Source organism: Costertonia aggregata (assembly GCF_013402795.1).
GTDB lineage: Bacteria > Bacteroidota > Bacteroidia > Flavobacteriales > Flavobacteriaceae > Costertonia > Costertonia aggregata.
On the sequence record NZ_CP058595.1, the window covers coordinates 821,913 to 839,890 of the forward strand.

General features: G+C 40.0%; 14 protein-coding genes and 2 tRNA genes. 8 read left to right on the forward strand and 8 right to left on the reverse strand.

What is annotated here, in order from left to right; translation table 11 throughout:
* Positions 1-14 precede the first annotated feature (14 nt).
* The gene (gene sppA / locus HYG79_RS03810; protein WP_179240840.1) at positions 15-1,775 is read right to left on the reverse strand and encodes a signal peptide peptidase SppA; all 1,761 of its coding nucleotides are present in this window, start codon (positions 1,773-1,775) and stop codon (positions 15-17) included.
* 154 nt (positions 1,776-1,929) lie between these two features.
* Between sppA and folK the strand changes: the two genes are divergently transcribed.
* On the forward strand, positions 1,930-3,087 hold the full coding sequence (gene folK, locus HYG79_RS03815) for a 2-amino-4-hydroxy-6-hydroxymethyldihydropteridine diphosphokinase (RefSeq protein WP_179240841.1): 1,158 nt from the start codon (positions 1,930-1,932) through the stop codon (positions 3,085-3,087).
* Positions 3,088-3,193: 106 nt separating this feature from the next.
* Here the strand turns inward: folK and HYG79_RS03820 are convergent, their stop codons facing one another.
* Positions 3,194-3,730, reverse strand: a complete 537-nt coding sequence (locus tag HYG79_RS03820) for a TrmH family RNA methyltransferase (protein ID WP_179240842.1) — start codon at positions 3,728-3,730, stop codon at positions 3,194-3,196.
* 287 nt (positions 3,731-4,017) lie between these two features.
* On the opposite strand from HYG79_RS03820, the gene mutS reads away from it, so the two are divergent.
* The 7 genes from mutS to HYG79_RS03855 all read left to right on the forward strand — a co-directional run bounded on the left by mutS (position 4,018) and on the right by HYG79_RS03855 (position 9,710).
* Positions 4,018-6,600: a DNA mismatch repair protein MutS gene (mutS, locus tag HYG79_RS03825; RefSeq protein ID WP_179243476.1), complete on the forward strand. Its 2,583-nt coding sequence runs from the start codon at positions 4,018-4,020 to the stop codon at positions 6,598-6,600.
* A gap of 118 nt (positions 6,601-6,718) precedes the next feature.
* Positions 6,719-6,791 (forward strand) — tRNA-Gly (locus HYG79_RS03830).
* Positions 6,792-6,832: 41 nt separating this feature from the next.
* Positions 6,833-6,916, forward strand: a tRNA-Leu gene (locus HYG79_RS03835).
* A gap of 60 nt (positions 6,917-6,976) precedes the next feature.
* On the forward strand, positions 6,977-7,438 hold the full coding sequence (locus tag HYG79_RS03840) for a COG2426 family protein (protein ID WP_179240843.1): 462 nt from the start codon (positions 6,977-6,979) through the stop codon (positions 7,436-7,438).
* A 55-nt stretch (positions 7,439-7,493) separates the two neighbouring features.
* Positions 7,494-8,129, forward strand: a complete 636-nt coding sequence (locus HYG79_RS03845; protein WP_179240844.1) for a SanA/YdcF family protein — start codon at positions 7,494-7,496, stop codon at positions 8,127-8,129.
* Between the two features lie 48 nt (positions 8,130-8,177).
* Positions 8,178-9,428 carry an NRAMP family divalent metal transporter gene (locus HYG79_RS03850; protein ID WP_179240845.1) on the forward strand — a complete coding sequence of 417 codons (1,251 nt, stop codon included), beginning with the start codon at positions 8,178-8,180 and terminating at the stop codon, positions 9,426-9,428.
* 90 nt (positions 9,429-9,518) lie between these two features.
* Positions 9,519-9,710, forward strand: coding sequence for a hypothetical protein (locus tag HYG79_RS03855; RefSeq protein WP_179240846.1), 192 nt, complete (start codon positions 9,519-9,521; stop codon positions 9,708-9,710).
* A gap of 7 nt (positions 9,711-9,717) precedes the next feature.
* On the opposite strand, the gene HYG79_RS03860 is transcribed toward HYG79_RS03855, so the two are convergent.
* The 6 genes from HYG79_RS03860 to HYG79_RS03885 all read right to left on the reverse strand — a co-directional run bounded on the left by HYG79_RS03860 (position 9,718) and on the right by HYG79_RS03885 (position 17,925).
* Positions 9,718-11,661 carry an OmpA family protein gene (locus HYG79_RS03860; RefSeq protein WP_179240847.1) on the reverse strand — a complete coding sequence of 648 codons (1,944 nt, stop codon included), beginning with the start codon at positions 11,659-11,661 and terminating at the stop codon, positions 9,718-9,720.
* 14 nt (positions 11,662-11,675) lie between these two features.
* Positions 11,676-12,656, reverse strand: coding sequence for a PorP/SprF family type IX secretion system membrane protein (locus HYG79_RS03865; RefSeq protein WP_179240848.1), 981 nt, complete (start codon positions 12,654-12,656; stop codon positions 11,676-11,678).
* A 4-nt stretch (positions 12,657-12,660) separates the two neighbouring features.
* Positions 12,661-15,510 (reverse strand): T9SS type B sorting domain-containing protein, encoded by a 2,850-nt coding sequence (locus tag HYG79_RS03870; RefSeq protein WP_179240849.1) that lies wholly within the window; start codon positions 15,508-15,510, stop codon positions 12,661-12,663.
* 158 nt (positions 15,511-15,668) lie between these two features.
* The gene (gene fabD, locus HYG79_RS03875; RefSeq protein WP_179240850.1) at positions 15,669-16,553 is read right to left on the reverse strand and encodes an ACP S-malonyltransferase; all 885 of its coding nucleotides are present in this window, start codon (positions 16,551-16,553) and stop codon (positions 15,669-15,671) included.
* Between the two features lie 96 nt (positions 16,554-16,649).
* Positions 16,650-17,159: a gamma carbonic anhydrase family protein gene (locus HYG79_RS03880; RefSeq protein ID WP_179240851.1), complete on the reverse strand. Its 510-nt coding sequence runs from the start codon at positions 17,157-17,159 to the stop codon at positions 16,650-16,652.
* Positions 17,160-17,196: 37 nt separating this feature from the next.
* Entirely contained in the window at positions 17,197-17,925 is a 729-nt protein-coding gene (locus tag HYG79_RS03885) for a LytR/AlgR family response regulator transcription factor (RefSeq protein ID WP_179240852.1), read from the reverse strand.
* Between the last annotated feature and the right edge of the window lie 53 nt (positions 17,926-17,978).

Here is a 17,978-nt window from a genome sequence, read left to right on the forward strand (position 1 = left end):
GCTGCTATCCAAACCTATTTTACATCTAAAATTACGGGCATTCTGGCTTGTATACCTTTTTGTTGGCCAGCACTTTTTATTTGCTTTATCACGCTATATGCTTCAGGGCCTAACTCTTGTTCTATGAGTTTTTCCTTAATTTGTGAACTGGTCCCACCAAAATCTTCCATGAAGCGTTCGAAATCAGATTTATATTTTGGAAATTTCTTGATTCCATAAGATTCCAATTCAACCATTTTTGCCGCTTCGGCAATGGCATCGTCCAATCCACCGATTTCATCAACAAGTCCTATTTTTTTGGCATCGATACCGCTCCAAACCCTACCTTGGGCAATACTATCGGCTTGGGCCATGGTTATTCCGCGGCCATCCGAAACCCTGGACAGGAAAGTTTGGTAGGTAGATTCAATCCCTTCTTGAACGGTATTCCGGAAACTTTCTGACATTGGGTCAAAAAGCGAGTAATCGACCGAGTTTTTGTTGGTCCCCACCTGTTCCGCATTTATACCGATGTCATCGGCAAGTTCGCTCATGTTGGGTATAGTGCCAAAAACACCTATAGATCCTGTAATGGTCGTTGGCTCGGCAAAGATCTTATCGGCACCCGCTGCAATGTAATACCCGCCCGACGCAGCTACGTTCCCCATAGAAACTACCACGGGCTTCACTTTTTTGGTAAGCTCTACCTCTCTCCAAATAATATCGGACACAAGTGCGCTACCACCGGGAGAGTTCACCCGCAACACAATAGCCTTTACACTTTTGTCTTCCCTTGCTTTTTTAAGCGCTTCGTTGATGAGGCCTTGGCCTATTATCTCAGGGCTGCCATCCCCGTACATGATTTCCCCTTGGGCATAAACTACCGCAATTTTACCATCACCTGAATACAGTTTCTTCTTTTTTGCTTCTTTGGCATAATCTGCCATGGCAACATAATTGATTTTTTCATCGGCTTCGATACCGATAGCTTTTCGGAGCATGTCTTTGTATTGATCCTCAAAGAGAATGTCGTCAATAAGCCCGTTTTCCTTGGCAAGTTCTGGAGTACGTGCTCCCAGTTCATCAGCTATCGTATTCAGGTTTTCGGGGGTCAGGCTTCTTCCTTCGGCAATATCATCTACCATACTGGTCCACAAGCTACCCAACAACTCTTTTAACTGTGTTCTGTTCGCCTCGCTCATTTGGTTTTCCAAAAAGGGCTCTACCGCACTTTTGTACTTGCCATGGCGTATGACTTCCATTTTGATACCACTTTTCTCCTGCAAATCCTTAAAATACAGAACTTCAGTAGATAATCCCTTAAAATCCATTATCCCCACGGGATTTATGAATATGGAATCCGAAACACTGGCCAAATAATAATCTTTCTGCATGTAAAAATCCCCATAGGAATAAATGAACTTGCCGCTATCCTTAAAATCTTTAAGGGCGTTGCGAATAGCTTGGGTCTGTGCCAAACCGGCCAATAAAAAATTATTGTCAATGCTTATGCCCTTTATCTTATCATCGTTTTTGGCCACAGCTATTGCATGAAGTATATCATCCAAACCTTGAGCTTTTTGAAATAATCCGGCAAAGGGGTCTGCACTATTATTACCTACATAGTCGCTTACGGGATAATCCAACTTTAACTCCAGAACGGAATTATCCCTAATCGTTACCGCATCCTCACCACTACCTAAAAAGGAGAGAAAAACAATGAACATGACAAAAAGGATTCCAATAGCGATTATACAGCCAATGATGGCCGCAAGGAGGTTTCTTAAAAAATTCATTTTCTATTTCATTTCAATTATGGCAAAGATAATCAATGACATTTCATGTTGGTCAACAATTGATTCTAAAAGTTACGTGTAGAAATTCAATTTTAAAATCAAAAACGGGATACATCTATCATTTTCTTTTCCTTATTTTGTTATCGTTAAAAATATGGAGCAATTAAAGAAAGTATACCTATCTCTTGGCAGTAATCTGGGCAATAAGCTCAAGAACCTGCAATTGGCATTGTTTGCGATAAACAAAGAAGTAGGTAATGTTTCAAAGGTTTCCCATGTGTATTGGTCGCCGTCCTGGGGCTTTGAGTCCAATGATTTTTTCAATGCATGTATCGAGGTACGAACAAAACTATACCCAAACAAGATATTGGAAGCCATATTGGACATTGAGACCCATTTGGGTCGAAAACGCAATGCAGAAGAAGGGTATATCGCAAGAACGATAGATATTGACATATTGTATTATGAAAGAGAAGTCGTCTCATTGGACACCTTGCAAATTCCGCATCCCAATCTACAATTAAGACGATTTGTTTTAAAGCCCTTGGCAGATATTGCACCTCAATTTTATCACCCCATTCTAGAAAAGGATACTCGAAATTTGTTACAAGAATGTAGGGACAAAGGCAAACCGACCAAAATCGAAGGCAAACTTTTTCAAAACAAACAACAGCTTTTTTCACATATTGATTTTATGGCCATTGAAGGCAACATTGGTGCGGGAAAAACCACTTTGGCCAAAAAAATAGCACAAGACTTTAATGCAAAACTGGTTTTGGAACGCTTCGCGGACAACCCATTTTTACCAAAATTTTATGAGGATAAAGGCAGATATGCCTTTCCTTTGGAAATGTCTTTTTTAGCAGACCGTTATCAACAATTTACCGATGACACTTCCCAATTTGACCTTTTCAAAAATTTTATGGTAAGCGATTATGACATTTACAAGTCGCTCATATTTGCAAAAGTCACTTTACAGGAAGATGAATATGGCTTGTACAGAAAACTTTTTACCTTAATGTACAAAGAGGTAAAAAAGCCCAAGATATATGTTTATCTGTATCAGAATACAGAACGGTTATTAGCGAATATCAAGAAAAGAGGTCGGGATTACGAACGAAATATTACGCCAGAATATTTAGAAAGAATAAACCGGGGCTATCTTGATTTCATTAAAAGCTATCCGGAACAAAACAATCTTATTATAGACGCCAACAATTTGGATTTTGTGGAAAATCCAAAAGATTATGATTTAATTTTGGACGAAATACAGGACTTTGCCCTTGAGCTACCATTTTATCATAAATTTTAGATAATATTTGCACAGAAGTTTACATTTTGCTTTCTTGTGCATTCTTTGTACTGGAACTGACTAACTCAAACTATACTTTCGAATGCCCGGCTTTTTTGTCGGGCATTTATTTTTGTAGCTGTAATTTGGACCAAATATCCCAGACGACGACCCCTACGCTAACCGAGATATTTAACGAATGTTTTGTACCAAATTGTGGAATTTCCAAAACGCCGCCGCATGCCGTAACCACTTTTTGACTTACCCCCTTTACCTCATTCCCAAAGACCAAAGCGATTTTTTTGGTGGCATTCACCGTATACGCATTGAGCATGGTCGCATTTTCTGCTTGTTCCACGGCCAGAACCTCATATGCATCTTGCGTTAGCATTTTTACCAAAGAGAGACAATCTTCCCTGTATTCCCAAGCCACACTTTCTGAGGCGCCTAGGGCCGTTTTTCGTATGTCTTTATGTGGTGGTGTTGCTGTGATACCGCACAAATAGATCTTCTCTATCAAAAAAGCATCGGCCGTTCTAAAAACCGAACCTATGTTATTGAGGCTTCTAACATCATCTAGAACGATCGTTATCGGTGCTTTCTTTGTTTTTTTGAAGGTTTGCACATCTAACCTGTTCAACTCTTCATTTTTTAGTTTACGCATTTTAGTCGTCGGTTGTCAAAAAATAACTTTTACAAATCATATAATTATGCTTTTTTAAACGCTTTGGAACTCTATCCCGATATCGGCTTAAAAAAGCTGTGGATGCATTGGACTTGAATTTTATTATTCCATTATTCGCCACATATGAAAACTTATCCCCAGACTATCAACAATCGTACAATTTCCTTGACAAAATTGGTACATTCGTTTTATTGAAGATAAATGTAAAAATAGGTAAATAAATCACTTTGGGTAAGAGTACAAAAATAAAGAAGGTAACCCCCTTAATGCAACAGTACAATACAATCAAGACCAAATATCCTGATGCGCTTTTGCTTTTTCGGGTAGGTGACTTTTATGAAACTTTTGGTGAAGATGCTGTTAAAGCAGCTAAAATACTCGGTATTATCCTTACGCACAGAAACAATGGTGGTGACAAAACAGAACTTGCCGGTTTTCCGCATCACTCTCTGAATACCTATTTGCCCAAATTGGTAAAAGCCGGGCAACGTGTTGCCATTTGTGACCAGTTGGAAGACCCCAAACAAACCAAAACTATCGTCAAAAGGGGTGTTACCGAATTGGTTACTCCCGGTGTGGCCCTAAACGACGATATACTGAACGCCAAGAAAAATAATTTTCTATGTGCCGTTCATTTTGGCAGAAAACAGTTGGGGGTTTCCTTTTTGGATATCTCTACAGGAGAATTTTTAACCTCTGAAGGTACCGAAGAACAAATTGACAAACTACTCCAAAACTTTTCCCCGAACGAAGTATTGGTATCCAAGGCCCATAAAAAAGAGTTCATTGAAGTGTTCGGAGGTCACTTTCATACTTTTTTTGTGGAAGATTGGGTTTTTCAAGAAGATTATGCCCTTGAAACATTGACCTCGCATTTTAAAACGACCACGTTAAAGGGTTTTGGGGTAGACCACTTGTACAATGGCATCATAGCTGCCGCAACGGTATTACACTACCTTTCCGAAACACAGCATCGCCAACTTCAACATATAAATTCGCTGCAAAGAATTGCCGAAGAGGAATATATTTGGATGGATCGTTTTACCATTCGCAATCTTGAACTATACCACTCTACAAACCAAAATGCGGTCACTTTATTGGATGTAATCGATAAAACCATTTCACCGATGGGCGGGCGAATGCTCAAACGATGGTTGGCACTGCCCTTAAAGAACATTGAAAAAATACAACGTAGGCATCAGGTGATTTCCTATTTTATGGAAAACCCACAAATACACCAAGAACTACAACATTACATGAAGCAGATGGGCGACTTGGAACGGCTCATATCCAAAGTGGCCACCGGAAAAATAAATCCCAAAGAAGTTGTACAACTCAAAAACTCCATGGATGCGTTAGTTCCCATAAAGCAGCGTATCGCCCAAAGTACCGATGACTCCCTTAAACTTATTGGCGATCAATTGCACACCTGCGATTTGCTCCGAGGCAAAATAAAGGAAATGTTACATGAAGAGGCTCCCGTAAACATACTAAAGGGAAAAACCATTGCAGATGGTTACTCAACAGAATTGGACGAGCTTCGGCATTTGGCATTTTCGGGAAAGGATTATTTGGACAAAATGTTGGAACGTGAAACCGAACGTACCGGCATTACTTCGCTAAAAATAGCATCCAACAATGTTTTTGGCTATTATATCGAAGTTAGGAACACACATAAAGACAAAGTTCCCGAGGAATGGATACGCAAGCAAACCTTGGTGAGTGCCGAGCGTTACATTACCGAGGAGCTGAAAGAATACGAAGGTAAAATCTTAGGTGCCGAGGAACGCATTCAAAGTTTGGAACAGCAGTTATTTTCGCAGTTGGTAGTTTGGATGCAAGAATATATTGCCCCAGTTCAAAACAATGCCAAACAAATTGCGCAATTGGATTGCCTTTGCGGATTTACCCAATTGGCCAAAGACAATAACTATGTTTGCCCTGTTTTGGACGATTCTACCGATATTGACATAAAAAGCGGGCGACATCCCGTTATTGAAAAGCAATTACCGTTGGGGGAAGCTTATATTGCCAATGATGTAAGCTTAAACCGAAACAACCAACAGGTCATTATGATTACCGGGCCTAATATGAGTGGAAAATCTGCCATACTCAGGCAAACCGCATTGATAGTGCTGTTAGCGCAAATGGGAAGTTTTGTACCGGCAGAATCGGCCAAAATTGGTTATGTCGACAAAATTTTTACCCGAGTTGGTGCCAGTGACAATATATCAATGGGCGAATCTACCTTTATGGTAGAAATGAATGAAACCGCATCGATTTTAAACAATCTCTCTGAACGCAGCCTCGTATTATTGGACGAGATAGGCCGTGGCACTAGCACTTATGACGGTATTTCGATAGCTTGGGCCATATCTGAATATTTACATGAGCATCCGGCGAGAGCGAAAACCTTGTTCGCCACACATTATCACGAGCTCAATGAAATGACAGCTACTTTTGAGCGTATTAAAAATTACAACGTATCGGTCAAGGAACTAAAAGACAACGTACTTTTTCTACGAAAGCTTACCCCGGGCGGGAGCGAGCACAGTTTTGGAATACACGTAGCAAAAATGGCAGGCATGCCGCAACAGGTCATCCATAAAGCCAATAAAATTTTAAAAAAGCTCGAAAAATCCCATTCCAATGAAGAACTTACCGATAAGTTAAATGCCGCGCAAAATGAAATGCAGTTGAGTTTCTTTAATTTGGACGACCCCTTACTAGAGCAAATCAAAGAAGAAATCACTCATTTGGATATAAATACACTTACCCCTGTTGAGGCATTGATGAAGTTGAACGAGATAAAAAGGCTTCTTACGAAAAATAAAAAAGCGACCTCTTAACAAACAAACTTATATAGACACAAAAACCTTTCAGGTTTTGATAAAAATTCCTTTGCATTTTATAGAATTGTATTAAATTTGCATCCGCATCACTAAAGATGCACGTTCTTTTAAATATGCGAAAATAGCTCAGCTGGTAGAGCGCCACCTTGCCAAGGTGGAGGTCGCGGGTTCGAATCCCGTTTTTCGCTCATTACTTAATACCAATTGGCCAATAATAGTATTGGTACAGGCTCGAGTGGTGGAATTGGTAGACACGTTGGACTTAAAATCCAATGGACATTAGTCCGTATGGGTTCAAGTCCCATCTCGAGTACACAATCCCTTTTAATCTGTTCTGATTTTAAGGGTTTTTTTATGATTTAAACTGTTATCGTTGATACTGGACTTGATTATAGCAATATTATGGAGTATTTCTCCCTTTGGCGAGGCCAAAGTGGGTATTCCGTATGGTATGCTGAACGGTATCAACATCTATTTGGTCTTTGTTTGTTGCCTTGCGGCCAATATACTGGTATTCCCACTGATGATATTTTTTCTGGAAAAAATCAACATGTACCTTTTGAAATGGAAATTTTACAAAAAATCAGCGATTTTCGTGGCAAAAAGAGCAAAAACAGGCTCTGCGAACAAAATTAAAAAGTATGGGTTTTGGGGGCTGATCGTTTTTGTGATGATCCCGCTTCCGGGAACGGGAGTTTACGCTGGTAGCATCGCCACCTATCTTTTAAAAATCGAAAAAAAGAGAGCCTTTTTGGCAAACGTTATCGGTATAACGATTTCTTCTATCATTATATGGGTAACGACATTATTATCTATGAAAGGGATGGCAGGTTGAGCGTTTCATTTGTGACGTTTGTTATATTTAAAAGGTTAAGCGTATCTTTATTCGAATGAAGAAAAGGCTTATCAAAATCATGGCATCTGGTATTCTAGCCTTTGCACTACTCATTTTCTTGTGCAATTATATCATTGATTCCGCAGCGGAGGGCAAAACTTTTTCAAATTCCTCGGATATTCCGAAAAATAGGGTGGGCTTGGTATTGGGTACTTCCAATAAATTATCGAGCGGATATTCAAATCCGTACTATACCCACCGTATAAAGGCCACAATAGCATTGTATAATGCCGGTAAAATAGAGTTTGTGCTGGTAAGTGGTGACAATGGGTCCAAATATTATAACGAGCCCAATACTTTCAAAAAAGACCTTATAAAAGGAGGGATACCCGAAGAAAAAATCTTTTTGGATTATGCGGGCTTTAGAACATTGGATTCCATGGTGCGGGCAAAAAACGTTTTCGGGTTGGATAGTGTTACCGTTATTTCGCAGAAATTCCATAACGAAAGAGCCATTTATCTAGCCGATAAAAAGGGCCTGGTCGCCATTGGTTACAATGCTAAAGATGTATCAACGCAACAAGGGCTAAAAGTACAGTTTCGAGAGTATTTTGCACGGGTAAAAGTTTTTTTGGATGTACTTTTTAATACACAGCCCAAGTTTTACGGGGACCACATAGAGATAAAGTAAGGTTCCGAAGAAAAGCGTTATTTTAGAGCAAACAACCTTACCTTTTGTATGTTCAAAATCAAAACACTGCTTAAAAATCTTGGACCGGGCCTTTTGTTCGCGAGTATGGCCATAGGTACATCACATTTAGTACTATCTACAAAAGCCGGCGCACAATATGGTTGGGTCATGGCCATTCCCATAATATTGGCGAACATATTCAAATATCCCTTTTTTGAATTTGGGGTCAGGTACACCAACACAACCGATAAAACACTCATTGAAGGATATCTAAACCGTGGGAAAGGGTATTTATGGTTCTATGCGTTTATTACATTGATTACCACTTTTACTATATTGGCAGCACTTTATACTGTTACGGCAGGGCTTTTCATCAATCTTTTTAAGATAAACATATCTATATCTTTAATTGCATTTGTACTGTTCGCTTTCATAAGCCTATTGCTTATCATTGGTCGATATGCTTTTATGGAAAATTCCTTGAAATTCGTAATTTCCATTTTATTTATAGCCCTAATAGTAACCACTATATTGGTTGTTTTTAAAGGACAGATACATACGGTAAACGACTTTGAGCCCCCATCGATTTTTAATGAAGCGGGCATACTTTTTTTGATAAGCCTCATGGGGTGGATGCCTACTACTGTAGAAGCTTCTAGTTGGGTAAGCCTATGGAGTATTGAAAAATGGAAAAGCGAGAAACGTAAACCCTCATTAAAAGAATCGCTACAGGAATTCAATACCGGTTATAGCATGACAGGCATTTTAGCACTGTTCTTTTTAATAATAGGCTGGTTTACCCTATATGGTACGAATACGCAGCTCAGTGGAAATGCGGTTACGTTCGCCGACCAAGTTGTAAGGCTTTTTACAACACATATAGGTTCTTGGGCCTATATTTTCATCGCTGTTTCAGCATTCGCCACGATGTTCAGTACCTGCATGACGGCACACGATGCGGTGACCCGTGTAAGCTTGGATATCATTGCCTTGCTTTATCCAAAATTTGGAATACAGGCCAAAAAACACTTCTTTGCATTGGGCATTATTGTGTTGGCTATTATAAATTTTATCGTTATCGCCGTCTTTTCAGCCAATATGGGTCAGTTAGTTGCCTTGGCTACTTTTGTATCCTTTGTAGTTGCACCAATTATAGGCTATATGAACTTAAAAAATGTGATGAGTGCCGACGTACCCGAACCTCATAGACCCAAAAAGGGGTTACAGTATCTCACCTATGCCGGCATCGCATTTCTGTCTTTCTTTTCCATCTATTATTTTTGGGTCGTGGTTTTCTAAATAATCCTTTAATACAGGCTTAACACTATTTACTTGACATTGTATATACAATTTTAAATCTTTACAACCGCAAATGAAAATTGATATTACATGAAATTGGTACGCATTAAGAGAAAAACTAGGACGGAAAAAAGATATACTTCAAAAATGGGAATTCTATCCGTTCAAGTTACATACATTAAAAAGATGCTTTTAGGCATTCCCGTAAAGACCTTGCATAAATATAGGGAAACGTATTATGGCGAAATGAAAGATTGTACCGATTGCTACCTATTTATTTAGCAAACGTTTATTTGAGCAGGTTATAATTTAAGACCACGATTAAAGATCTTTCATTTTTTTGGTGTAAAAGGTTTATACAATACACACCGTTTTTACAGTTGTTCAAAATTTTGGTCTCACCATACCCAACCGAATATAATATATTGCTCGCGGGTACGCCATTCTCAAGAAGATGTTTTTTGATGGCATCAGATCTATTTTGGGACAATCTGAAATTGGTGCTGCCACCGCCACGGCTATCGGTATGCGATTCAATACGAAGCTGAAATTCCGGAAACTTTTTTAAGGCATCTACGACTTTCGCCAATTCTTCCGCTATTACAGGAGTAATATTGCTCTTACCCTTGTCAAAGTAAAACTTGTTCAATTTTATTGCCCATTGGTCTTCCTTTTCTTCCACTATATCAGCCATATGGGTCAAGGTTATATCCAATGGTTTGGATTGCACAACTTCCAGTTCTTGGGCATTATATTCTTTTTCGTAAACGGAATGCTTTTCCTTTGCCACTTTTATTTTAATGGTGTCTTTCCAGGGAATCTCCAATTGGTACGCACCGTCACCATCCGAATATACTTCTTTCAAAAGATTACCGTCTACGTCCGATACTTTAATAGACGCCTTTTCAATAGCCTTGTCGCCTACTGATTTTGTTACACTTCCCTTAATGGCTATGGTTTTTAATCCAGGCTTTTCATCAATCTTAAAACCATAAATATCATCGTTGCCTATGCCACCTTTTCTGTTGGATGAAAAATAACCCAAAAGTCCGTCGCCCTCATTTCTGATAATGAAACCGAAATCATCGTCTACCGAGTTGATGCCATCACCTAGGTTAACGGGTATGCTAAACGTACCATCTTGCTGAATATTGGTCTTGTAAACATCCATACCACCCATACCATAAAAAATATCGGAAGAAAAATAAAGGCTGTTTTCAAAAATATAAGGAGCTATCTCATTGCCAGGCGTATTTATACGTGGACCTAAATTTACCGGGGCAGACATAATTCTACCATAATTGGTATTCACGTAATAAATATCGGTTCCCCCATAACTATCCTCAAAGTTAGCGGCAAAATATAATCTTTGCGATTTTGCATCAAAAAAGGGATAATAAAATGATGTGCTCAAATCGCGTAAAAGATAGTTGAAAGATTTATCCGGACCGTCGGAAACGGTGGCCAGGCCTATGGCTAATGCATTTTTCCCATTTTCATCGAACAACAGCTTATCATCCTCTTCATTGGATACTATGTAAAAAAGCTTTTGTAACGACTGTGAATAATACGGAGTGGCTTTGTGATAGCTTGATTTTGGAATGCCCTGCAGGCGCTTGGTCACTTCTGAAATATTACCATCTGCAGTAATCTTTGATGTATACAAATCTAAATATGAATCGCCTGTTGGCCCATATATTTTTTTTGTGCTCACTGGTCTGGCACTTGTAAAAAGCAAGTCGTCATTATAAAAAGTAGGCGAAAAATCTGACTGCCTACTATTGGCGACAAGATTAAAAATATTAAAATCCATTGCATTCATATCCTTTGAGCGTAACAATTCGTAGTTAAACTCCGCATTTTCAATGAGCTCTCCCGCCAATTGGTTTTTCTTGGTCTGAAGAAATGCTTTTACCTTTTCTTTTTCACCGATTTTTGATAAGGATTGCAGCATTTTATTAAAATCATGCGAAGACATGATACTATCGTTCTTTAAAACTTCCAAAAAGGCTTTTGATGCATTTTCATACTTACCGACTTTAAAATAGGAATCTGCCAAATTTAACTTCTGTTGCCCGCTCAAGGATTTTTCCTTTTGTTCCTTTTGATACTCTTGTATGGCTTGGTAATAGTTATATCCAAAGTACAATGCATCTGCCTTGGACTTCTTTTCCTGGGAAAAAGAGCCTAAACAAGCAAATAAAAAAATAATAAATACTATTTTTTGAACCATGCGCAACTAAAATTTTAGAAAAATCTAGGTGTATCTATTTGTTTTGGTTTGCCTTTTGTTTTTTGTGTTTTTTGTCTCTTGTTTCTATTACCGCTACCGGAACCCAAATAAAACTTTAAGATCACTTCGTGTGAACCGCTATTGAACTGCCCCAGGGCATTGGTGTTATAATCATAGGAGTAGCCCAAGAACAAGCCATTGGAAATTTGGAATCCCGCCAAACCGCTCACAGCATTGTCCCATCTGTAGGCCGCACCTACCGTAAAAACATCATTAATCAAAAAGTTGGTAGAAAGATTGATGTTCAAAGGAGAACCTTCTAAAAAATTTACCAAAAAGGCAGGTTTAAATTTTAAGCTGTCCGATAGGTCAAACACATACCCTCCTATAAAATTTGCCTGAATCTTATTGTCGATCAGGGCAATTACATCTTCGTCCGTACTTAAATTGGCCAAAAAATTTGGTGCTGACAGCCCCACATACCAGTTATCGGCATACAAAAACGTTCCCGCACCCACCATAGGGTATAATTTGTTCACTTGATCATCAAAAACCAAAGGTTCCGGATTTTCAAAATCACCCTTTGTGTAGTCAACATTTAAAACCGATGCCCCGGCGTTTAGACCAAAGGATAGCTTAACATCATCAGAAACGTTCACCTGAAATGAATAGGCCAAATCAAAATACGTTTGGCTAATTGGCCCCAATTGATCACTGATGGCATTAAAACCAAGGCCGTTTTTCTCATTGGCCAAGGGTATATTGGCACCAAACCTGAAGGTTCTCGGTGCCCCATCAATATCTATCCACTGTGCCCGGTACAAACCTATAATTTCAGTTTTGTCGACCGTTCCCACATAGGCCGAGTTAAAGCTGCCTATATTGTACATGTATTGTGTGTATTGCGGTTCTTTTTGACCATAAGCAAAAAACACCATAATCATGGTTAAAAAAAGAAGTATGCCACACTTGTTCGTGTACTTTTTATAAACCATATTCTTATCTAATAATTTGTATCCAACCTTTACGCACATCGGTACCATTACCTAAATCCAATAGGTAAAAATAAGTCCCCCGAGGCAAATCCCCGTTATTTCCTGTGCCGTCCCATGTGTTGTCATATCTGTTGGCCTCAAATACCTTGTTCCCGTACCTATCGAAGACTTGGAGCGAATTATTGGGAAAATTGGCAATACCACTGATAACAAAAAATTCATTTCTGCCATCGCCATTTGGCGAAAATTGGTTATAAACCTTGCCACACTCCCCAGGCGTGGTGTTGCAAGGGTCAAGTTGATCTACAATACCATCGTTGTCCGTATCTAAAATATTGGAATCGAATACGTCTAAAATACCATCGCCATCGCCATCCAATGGGTTTTCTACATCATCCCCTACTTCATCACCGTCATTTATACCGTCCCCATCGGTATCTGGATTATTGGGATCTGTTCCTAAAGTGGACTCATCACCGTCCACAAGACCGTCATTATCTGAATCCTGTTGACAAGAATTGACCGCAACCGTTATGGAAGCAGAGGCATCAATACATGGGGCCGTCCCAGTTATAACATACGTGAACACATAATCTCCTGAAGGCGCATTCGCGAAATCAACGATGTTATTATTTCCGATAACGATCGTATTTCCGGATGGTGCCGAATCAATAGACCATACACCACCGGTATCTCCCATGATCTGGTCATCCAAATCAATACTGGTTGGGCCATTTTCAAATATATTGCAAGCAATCGCATCTGTTGACGAGTCAATGACCGGCTGTGAATTCACTACTGCGTTTACAGGTATTCTCTCGGATACGCAACCACTTGCCGTAGATGCTTCTGCATAAAATGTAGTGGTCTGGTTTAAAACAGGTGTGGTGAAGCTTGTACCAGATGCCAAGCTAACGCCCCCGTCGGGAACATCGAACCAATTAATATTTCCTGCCGATACATTCACGGTCATGGTAACCGTTCCCGAATCACAGATAGGTTCAGAAACTATATTGGATATGACCGGGGTAACATTTATCTCAATAGCTATGGGTAACACCGGGCTAGAACAATTATTGGCGGCGTCATAGAAAAAACCGTTAAAAATACCCCCGGAACTTGTTGTGATAACTGAGCTACTTAAATGTGCGGAAGTGTCCAAAGGGTCACTGGACGTACTCCAAGTAAGCACACTACTTCCGGGAGAAGCATCGATCACATAGTCGTCCAAATCAATAGTTTGCTCGTCACAAAACTCGGTAGAAACAGATGTATCCTGTGTAGGCTGCATGGTACCGCCACCACATGGTTCATTATCCTCAATAGTGACCGTTGCATTTATAGGTGTACTTAATGCATATCCTGCTCCGGAGCCCAAAGTGATAATTACAGTTTCATTGTTCTCAAAAACAGCATCGTCAACAGGCTCAATTAAAATTGTGGCCGTACTTTCACCCACAAGGATATCCACAGTGTTTGAAATTACATTGTAATCTGTTCCGATTGCAGCCGTACCAGATATGGTGAAATTAACGGTTAATGGACTACCTGTCCCATTAATTGCTCCAACATCAATGGTAAACTCTCCTGTTCCCCCACTTGCCACATCCTCACCTGCATCCGGATCGTTGGCCAATATGGTTGCACGGGCGGCATCATTATCTTGAATAAGTACGTCGGCTGTATTTTGGGCACCGATGGTATATGCAACGTCGGGCAGGATTGTTAAGGTAACCTGTTCAGCACCCTCAAAACCATCATCATCTACCACGGTAATCGGAATGTCTGCCGAACGTGCACCAACGGGTATGACCACATTCGTTGAAATGGTAGAATAATCATCTGTATTCGTAGCACTACCCCCTACCGAATAATTTACTGTAATGGGAGCTCCTGACTGATTTATAGCACCTATGTCTACCCTAAATGCACCATTTTGGTCTGAAGGGGTAGTCTCGGCCGAGATTGCGTCAGTTGCAACAACCGTGGCCTCGGGAAAATCGTTATCCGCTATCGTAATCGTAAAAGTATCGTTTGCCGGGTCAATCGTAAATGCAGGGTTATTGGTAGACAAGAGTGTTAGCTCAACTGTCTCGTCACCCTCAAACAAATTATCATCAACTATATTCTCTACGAATATATTTCTTGCACTAGTAGTGTTTGCAAATGTAATAAACCCCGTAGCGACATTAAATCCCTGAAAGGTAAAGTCATTCCCATCGGTAGCTGTACTACCCGTAATAACAGCATTTACCTGGAGCGTTGTTCCCGTATTGTTCGCATCACTTAGATTTATCCTGAATAGCCCGGTATCGGTAGGCGTTTCGGATGCCGTACCATCGGATTGGGCAGGACTGAAACCTACCGTGCCAAAATCGTTGTCCCTTATAGTGACTCTGGCCCTACTTTGCCCGGCATCCAGATTATAATTTACATCGGCTATGAGCTCAATATCGACCGTTTCATTACCTTCTACAAGCAGGTCGTCAAAAGGAATTTGATTGACATTGATTGTATTGGTCCCACCGGCAACGGTATAACTTATGGTTACTTGTCCCGGTAAAGCAGTATAATCGACCCCTGATGTGGCAGTACTTGAAAGTAATACGATATAATTAACCGTAACGGTTCTTGTGCCTATAAATATTGGTGATACAGGAGCAACATCAACTCTGAAACTCCCAGGAACCGCCGCACCTTCAGTAGCATCTTGATTATTCAATATCGATATCGTCGGGGTTTGCCCGTAAGATACCGAGGCGAAGAACAATATCATTACAAAAAAGAAAAGCTTTCTTGGATGTCCGCTATGGAAAAAATCGGAAAGTAGCCTACAAACGTAGTTTGATATCATTATCAATCTTTTGAAATCTTCAAAATACAATGCCAAACTGCCAAGTTGAGTATAGCAAAATCGGGAATCAATATTACTAAAAATTCGTTCGTTCCACTAATAAAAAGGCCTAAAAAGAGGTTTTTCGGATGAAATACAGGTTGTCGCAACTCCTAGCACTATTCTACCAAACCTGATGTGGTATCGGTAGATTTATCTATCTTTTTCACCAAGCCCTGCAACACTTTACCAGGCCCCACCTCTGTAAAAAGGGTAGCACCATCCTTTATCATGTTTTGAACGCTCTGAGTCCATTTGACAGGAGCCGTCAATTGCGATATCAAATTATTTTTTATTTCTTCAGAATCCACAACGGCCGTGGTAGATACGTTTTGGTATATTGGACTGGACGATGTGTTGAACACGGTTTCCGAAATTGCCGCGGCCAACTCTTCCCGGGCTGGCTCCATAAGAGGTGAATGAAAAGCACCTCCTACCGGTAAGACCAAAGCTCTGCGCGCGCCTGCTTCCTTTAGTTTTTCGCAGGCCGTATGAATGGCCTCTACCTCACCGGAAATTACCAATTGCCCAGGACAATTATAGTTGGCGGCAACTACGATACCATCTGTTTCCGCACATACGTTTTCCACTACATCATCGTCCAAACCTAAAACAGCTGCCATGGTACTTGGCTGTAGTTCGCATGCCTTTTGCATGGCCAAAGCTCTTTGCGACACCAATTTTAGACCATCCTCAAAATTTAAGACTCCGTTGGCAACCAAAGCGGAGAACTCACCCAAAGAATGACCGGCGACCATATCGGGCTTGAAATTATCCCCCATGACCTTGCTCAAGATTACGGAATGCAGAAAAATAGCAGGTTGGGTAACCTTGGTCTGTTTTAAGTCTTCGGGAGTACCCTCGAACATGATATCCGTTATGTTAAACCCGAGAATATCGTTCGCTTGCTCAAACAACTCTTGCGCCAATGGGTATTTTTCGTAAAGGTCCAGTCCCATTCCTACAAATTGTGCGCCTTGTCCCGGAAATATATATGCGTTCATTTTATACTACTTTTGGTTTGGTAAAAATAGGAATATTAAGTTCAATCCCAAGTACCGAATTTAAAACTGGATAATGACCGGGACAAAAATATACTGTTATTTGAACCAACTGGAATATTTTAAGTAAGCCTCAGCGATCCTATCGATCTCACCTGAGCTGAGCTCCGGACTGATGTCCTTAATCTTTTTTGCGGGCATTCCTGCAAAAACACTCCCGGATGGTACGTGGGTACCTTGGGTAACCACGGCTCCCGCAGCAATTATACTATTGCTCTCAACCACGCAATCATCCATAATAATACTTCCCATACCCACTAAAACGTTATCATGAATCGTACAGCCATGTACAATGGCATTATGCCCAATCGATACGTTATTACCGATAGTGGTTGCCGCTTTTTGGTAGGTGCAATGAACAACAGCACCGTCCTGAACATTTACCTTATTCCCCATTTTAATAAAATTCACGTCGCCACGAAGTACTGCGCTAAACCAAATACTGCACTGATCTCCCATGTCAACATCTCCTACAATTACGGCATTATCCGCTATAAAACAGTCGTTCCCTATCTTTGGTGTTTTTCCGTTAATGGTCTTTAGTATCATGTAGTTGATGGTTAAAAAACAACTTCTGTGCTTTTGATTAAAAATAGGCCAATAAATCTTTCTTTTTTGAAGCTGAGACGAGCAGTTCCTTACCATTGGAGACCACTACACTGCCCCCTTTTCCTTTTCTGTATTTTATAATCTCGTTTACGTTTACCAGATAAGATTTATGAATACGGGCGAAAGCAAAATCGGAAAGTGCATCCTCAAAATATTTCAGGGTTTTGCTTACCAATATTTTTTTGTTTTCCAAATATATTTCGGTGTAGTTATCGTCAGCCTTGCAGTACAGGATATCGGAAACGTTCAAAATTTGAAATCCATCTTGTTGGGGCAAGGTTATTTTGCCATCTATCTTGTTCAGTTTTGGTTTTAATACCTGATGCTCCAAGGTATTTTCCTTTTCCTTGATTTCGGAAACGTATTCTACCGCCTTTACCAGTTCATCGATATTAATGGGTTTCATTAGATAATAAGCGGCATGATTGTTCAGGGCATCCATGGCATATTGATTATACGCTGTTACGAATACCGTCTCAAATGTACGTTCGGGCACTTGATCCAATAAGTCAAATGCATTGCCAAAGGGCATTTCAACATCCAAAAAAACCAAATCCAAATCATTTTTACCAATAAGTTCCAAGCCCTCTTGAATTGAGGCAGCCTGACCCATTAGATTTACGTTTGAACAATATTTGGCAAGATAATTACTTAGAATCTCCCTGCTATTGGCCTCGTCTTCTACTAGTATTGCGTTCAGTTTCATTTGTATTTGATTTTCAACCTCTTTACACTCATATTTTTTTTTTGATTCACTTT

Coding starts and splice junctions, on each gene's coding strand:
- HYG79_RS03855 (WP_179240846.1), top strand. CDS start 9,519: ATGAAATTGGTACGCATTAAGAGAAAAACTAGGACGGAAAAAAGATAT.
- mutS (WP_179243476.1), top strand. CDS start 4,018: ATGCAACAGTACAATACAATCAAGACCAAATATCCTGATGCGCTTTTG.
- fabD (WP_179240850.1), bottom strand. CDS start 16,553: ATGAACGCATATATATTTCCGGGACAAGGCGCACAATTTGTAGGAATG.
- HYG79_RS03865 (WP_179240848.1), bottom strand. CDS start 12,656: ATGGTTTATAAAAAGTACACGAACAAGTGTGGCATACTTCTTTTTTTA.
- HYG79_RS03850 (WP_179240845.1), top strand. CDS start 8,178: ATGTTCAAAATCAAAACACTGCTTAAAAATCTTGGACCGGGCCTTTTG.
- HYG79_RS03820 (WP_179240842.1), bottom strand. CDS start 3,730: ATGCGTAAACTAAAAAATGAAGAGTTGAACAGGTTAGATGTGCAAACC.
- HYG79_RS03845 (WP_179240844.1), top strand. CDS start 7,494: ATGAAGAAAAGGCTTATCAAAATCATGGCATCTGGTATTCTAGCCTTT.
- HYG79_RS03870 (WP_179240849.1), bottom strand. CDS start 15,510: ATGATATCAAACTACGTTTGTAGGCTACTTTCCGATTTTTTCCATAGC.
- sppA (WP_179240840.1), bottom strand. CDS start 1,775: ATGAATTTTTTAAGAAACCTCCTTGCGGCCATCATTGGCTGTATAATC.
- HYG79_RS03880 (WP_179240851.1), bottom strand. CDS start 17,159: ATGATACTAAAGACCATTAACGGAAAAACACCAAAGATAGGGAACGAC.
- HYG79_RS03860 (WP_179240847.1), bottom strand. CDS start 11,661: ATGGTTCAAAAAATAGTATTTATTATTTTTTTATTTGCTTGTTTAGGC.
- folK (WP_179240841.1), top strand. CDS start 1,930: ATGGAGCAATTAAAGAAAGTATACCTATCTCTTGGCAGTAATCTGGGC.
- HYG79_RS03885 (WP_179240852.1), bottom strand. CDS start 17,925: ATGAAACTGAACGCAATACTAGTAGAAGACGAGGCCAATAGCAGGGAG.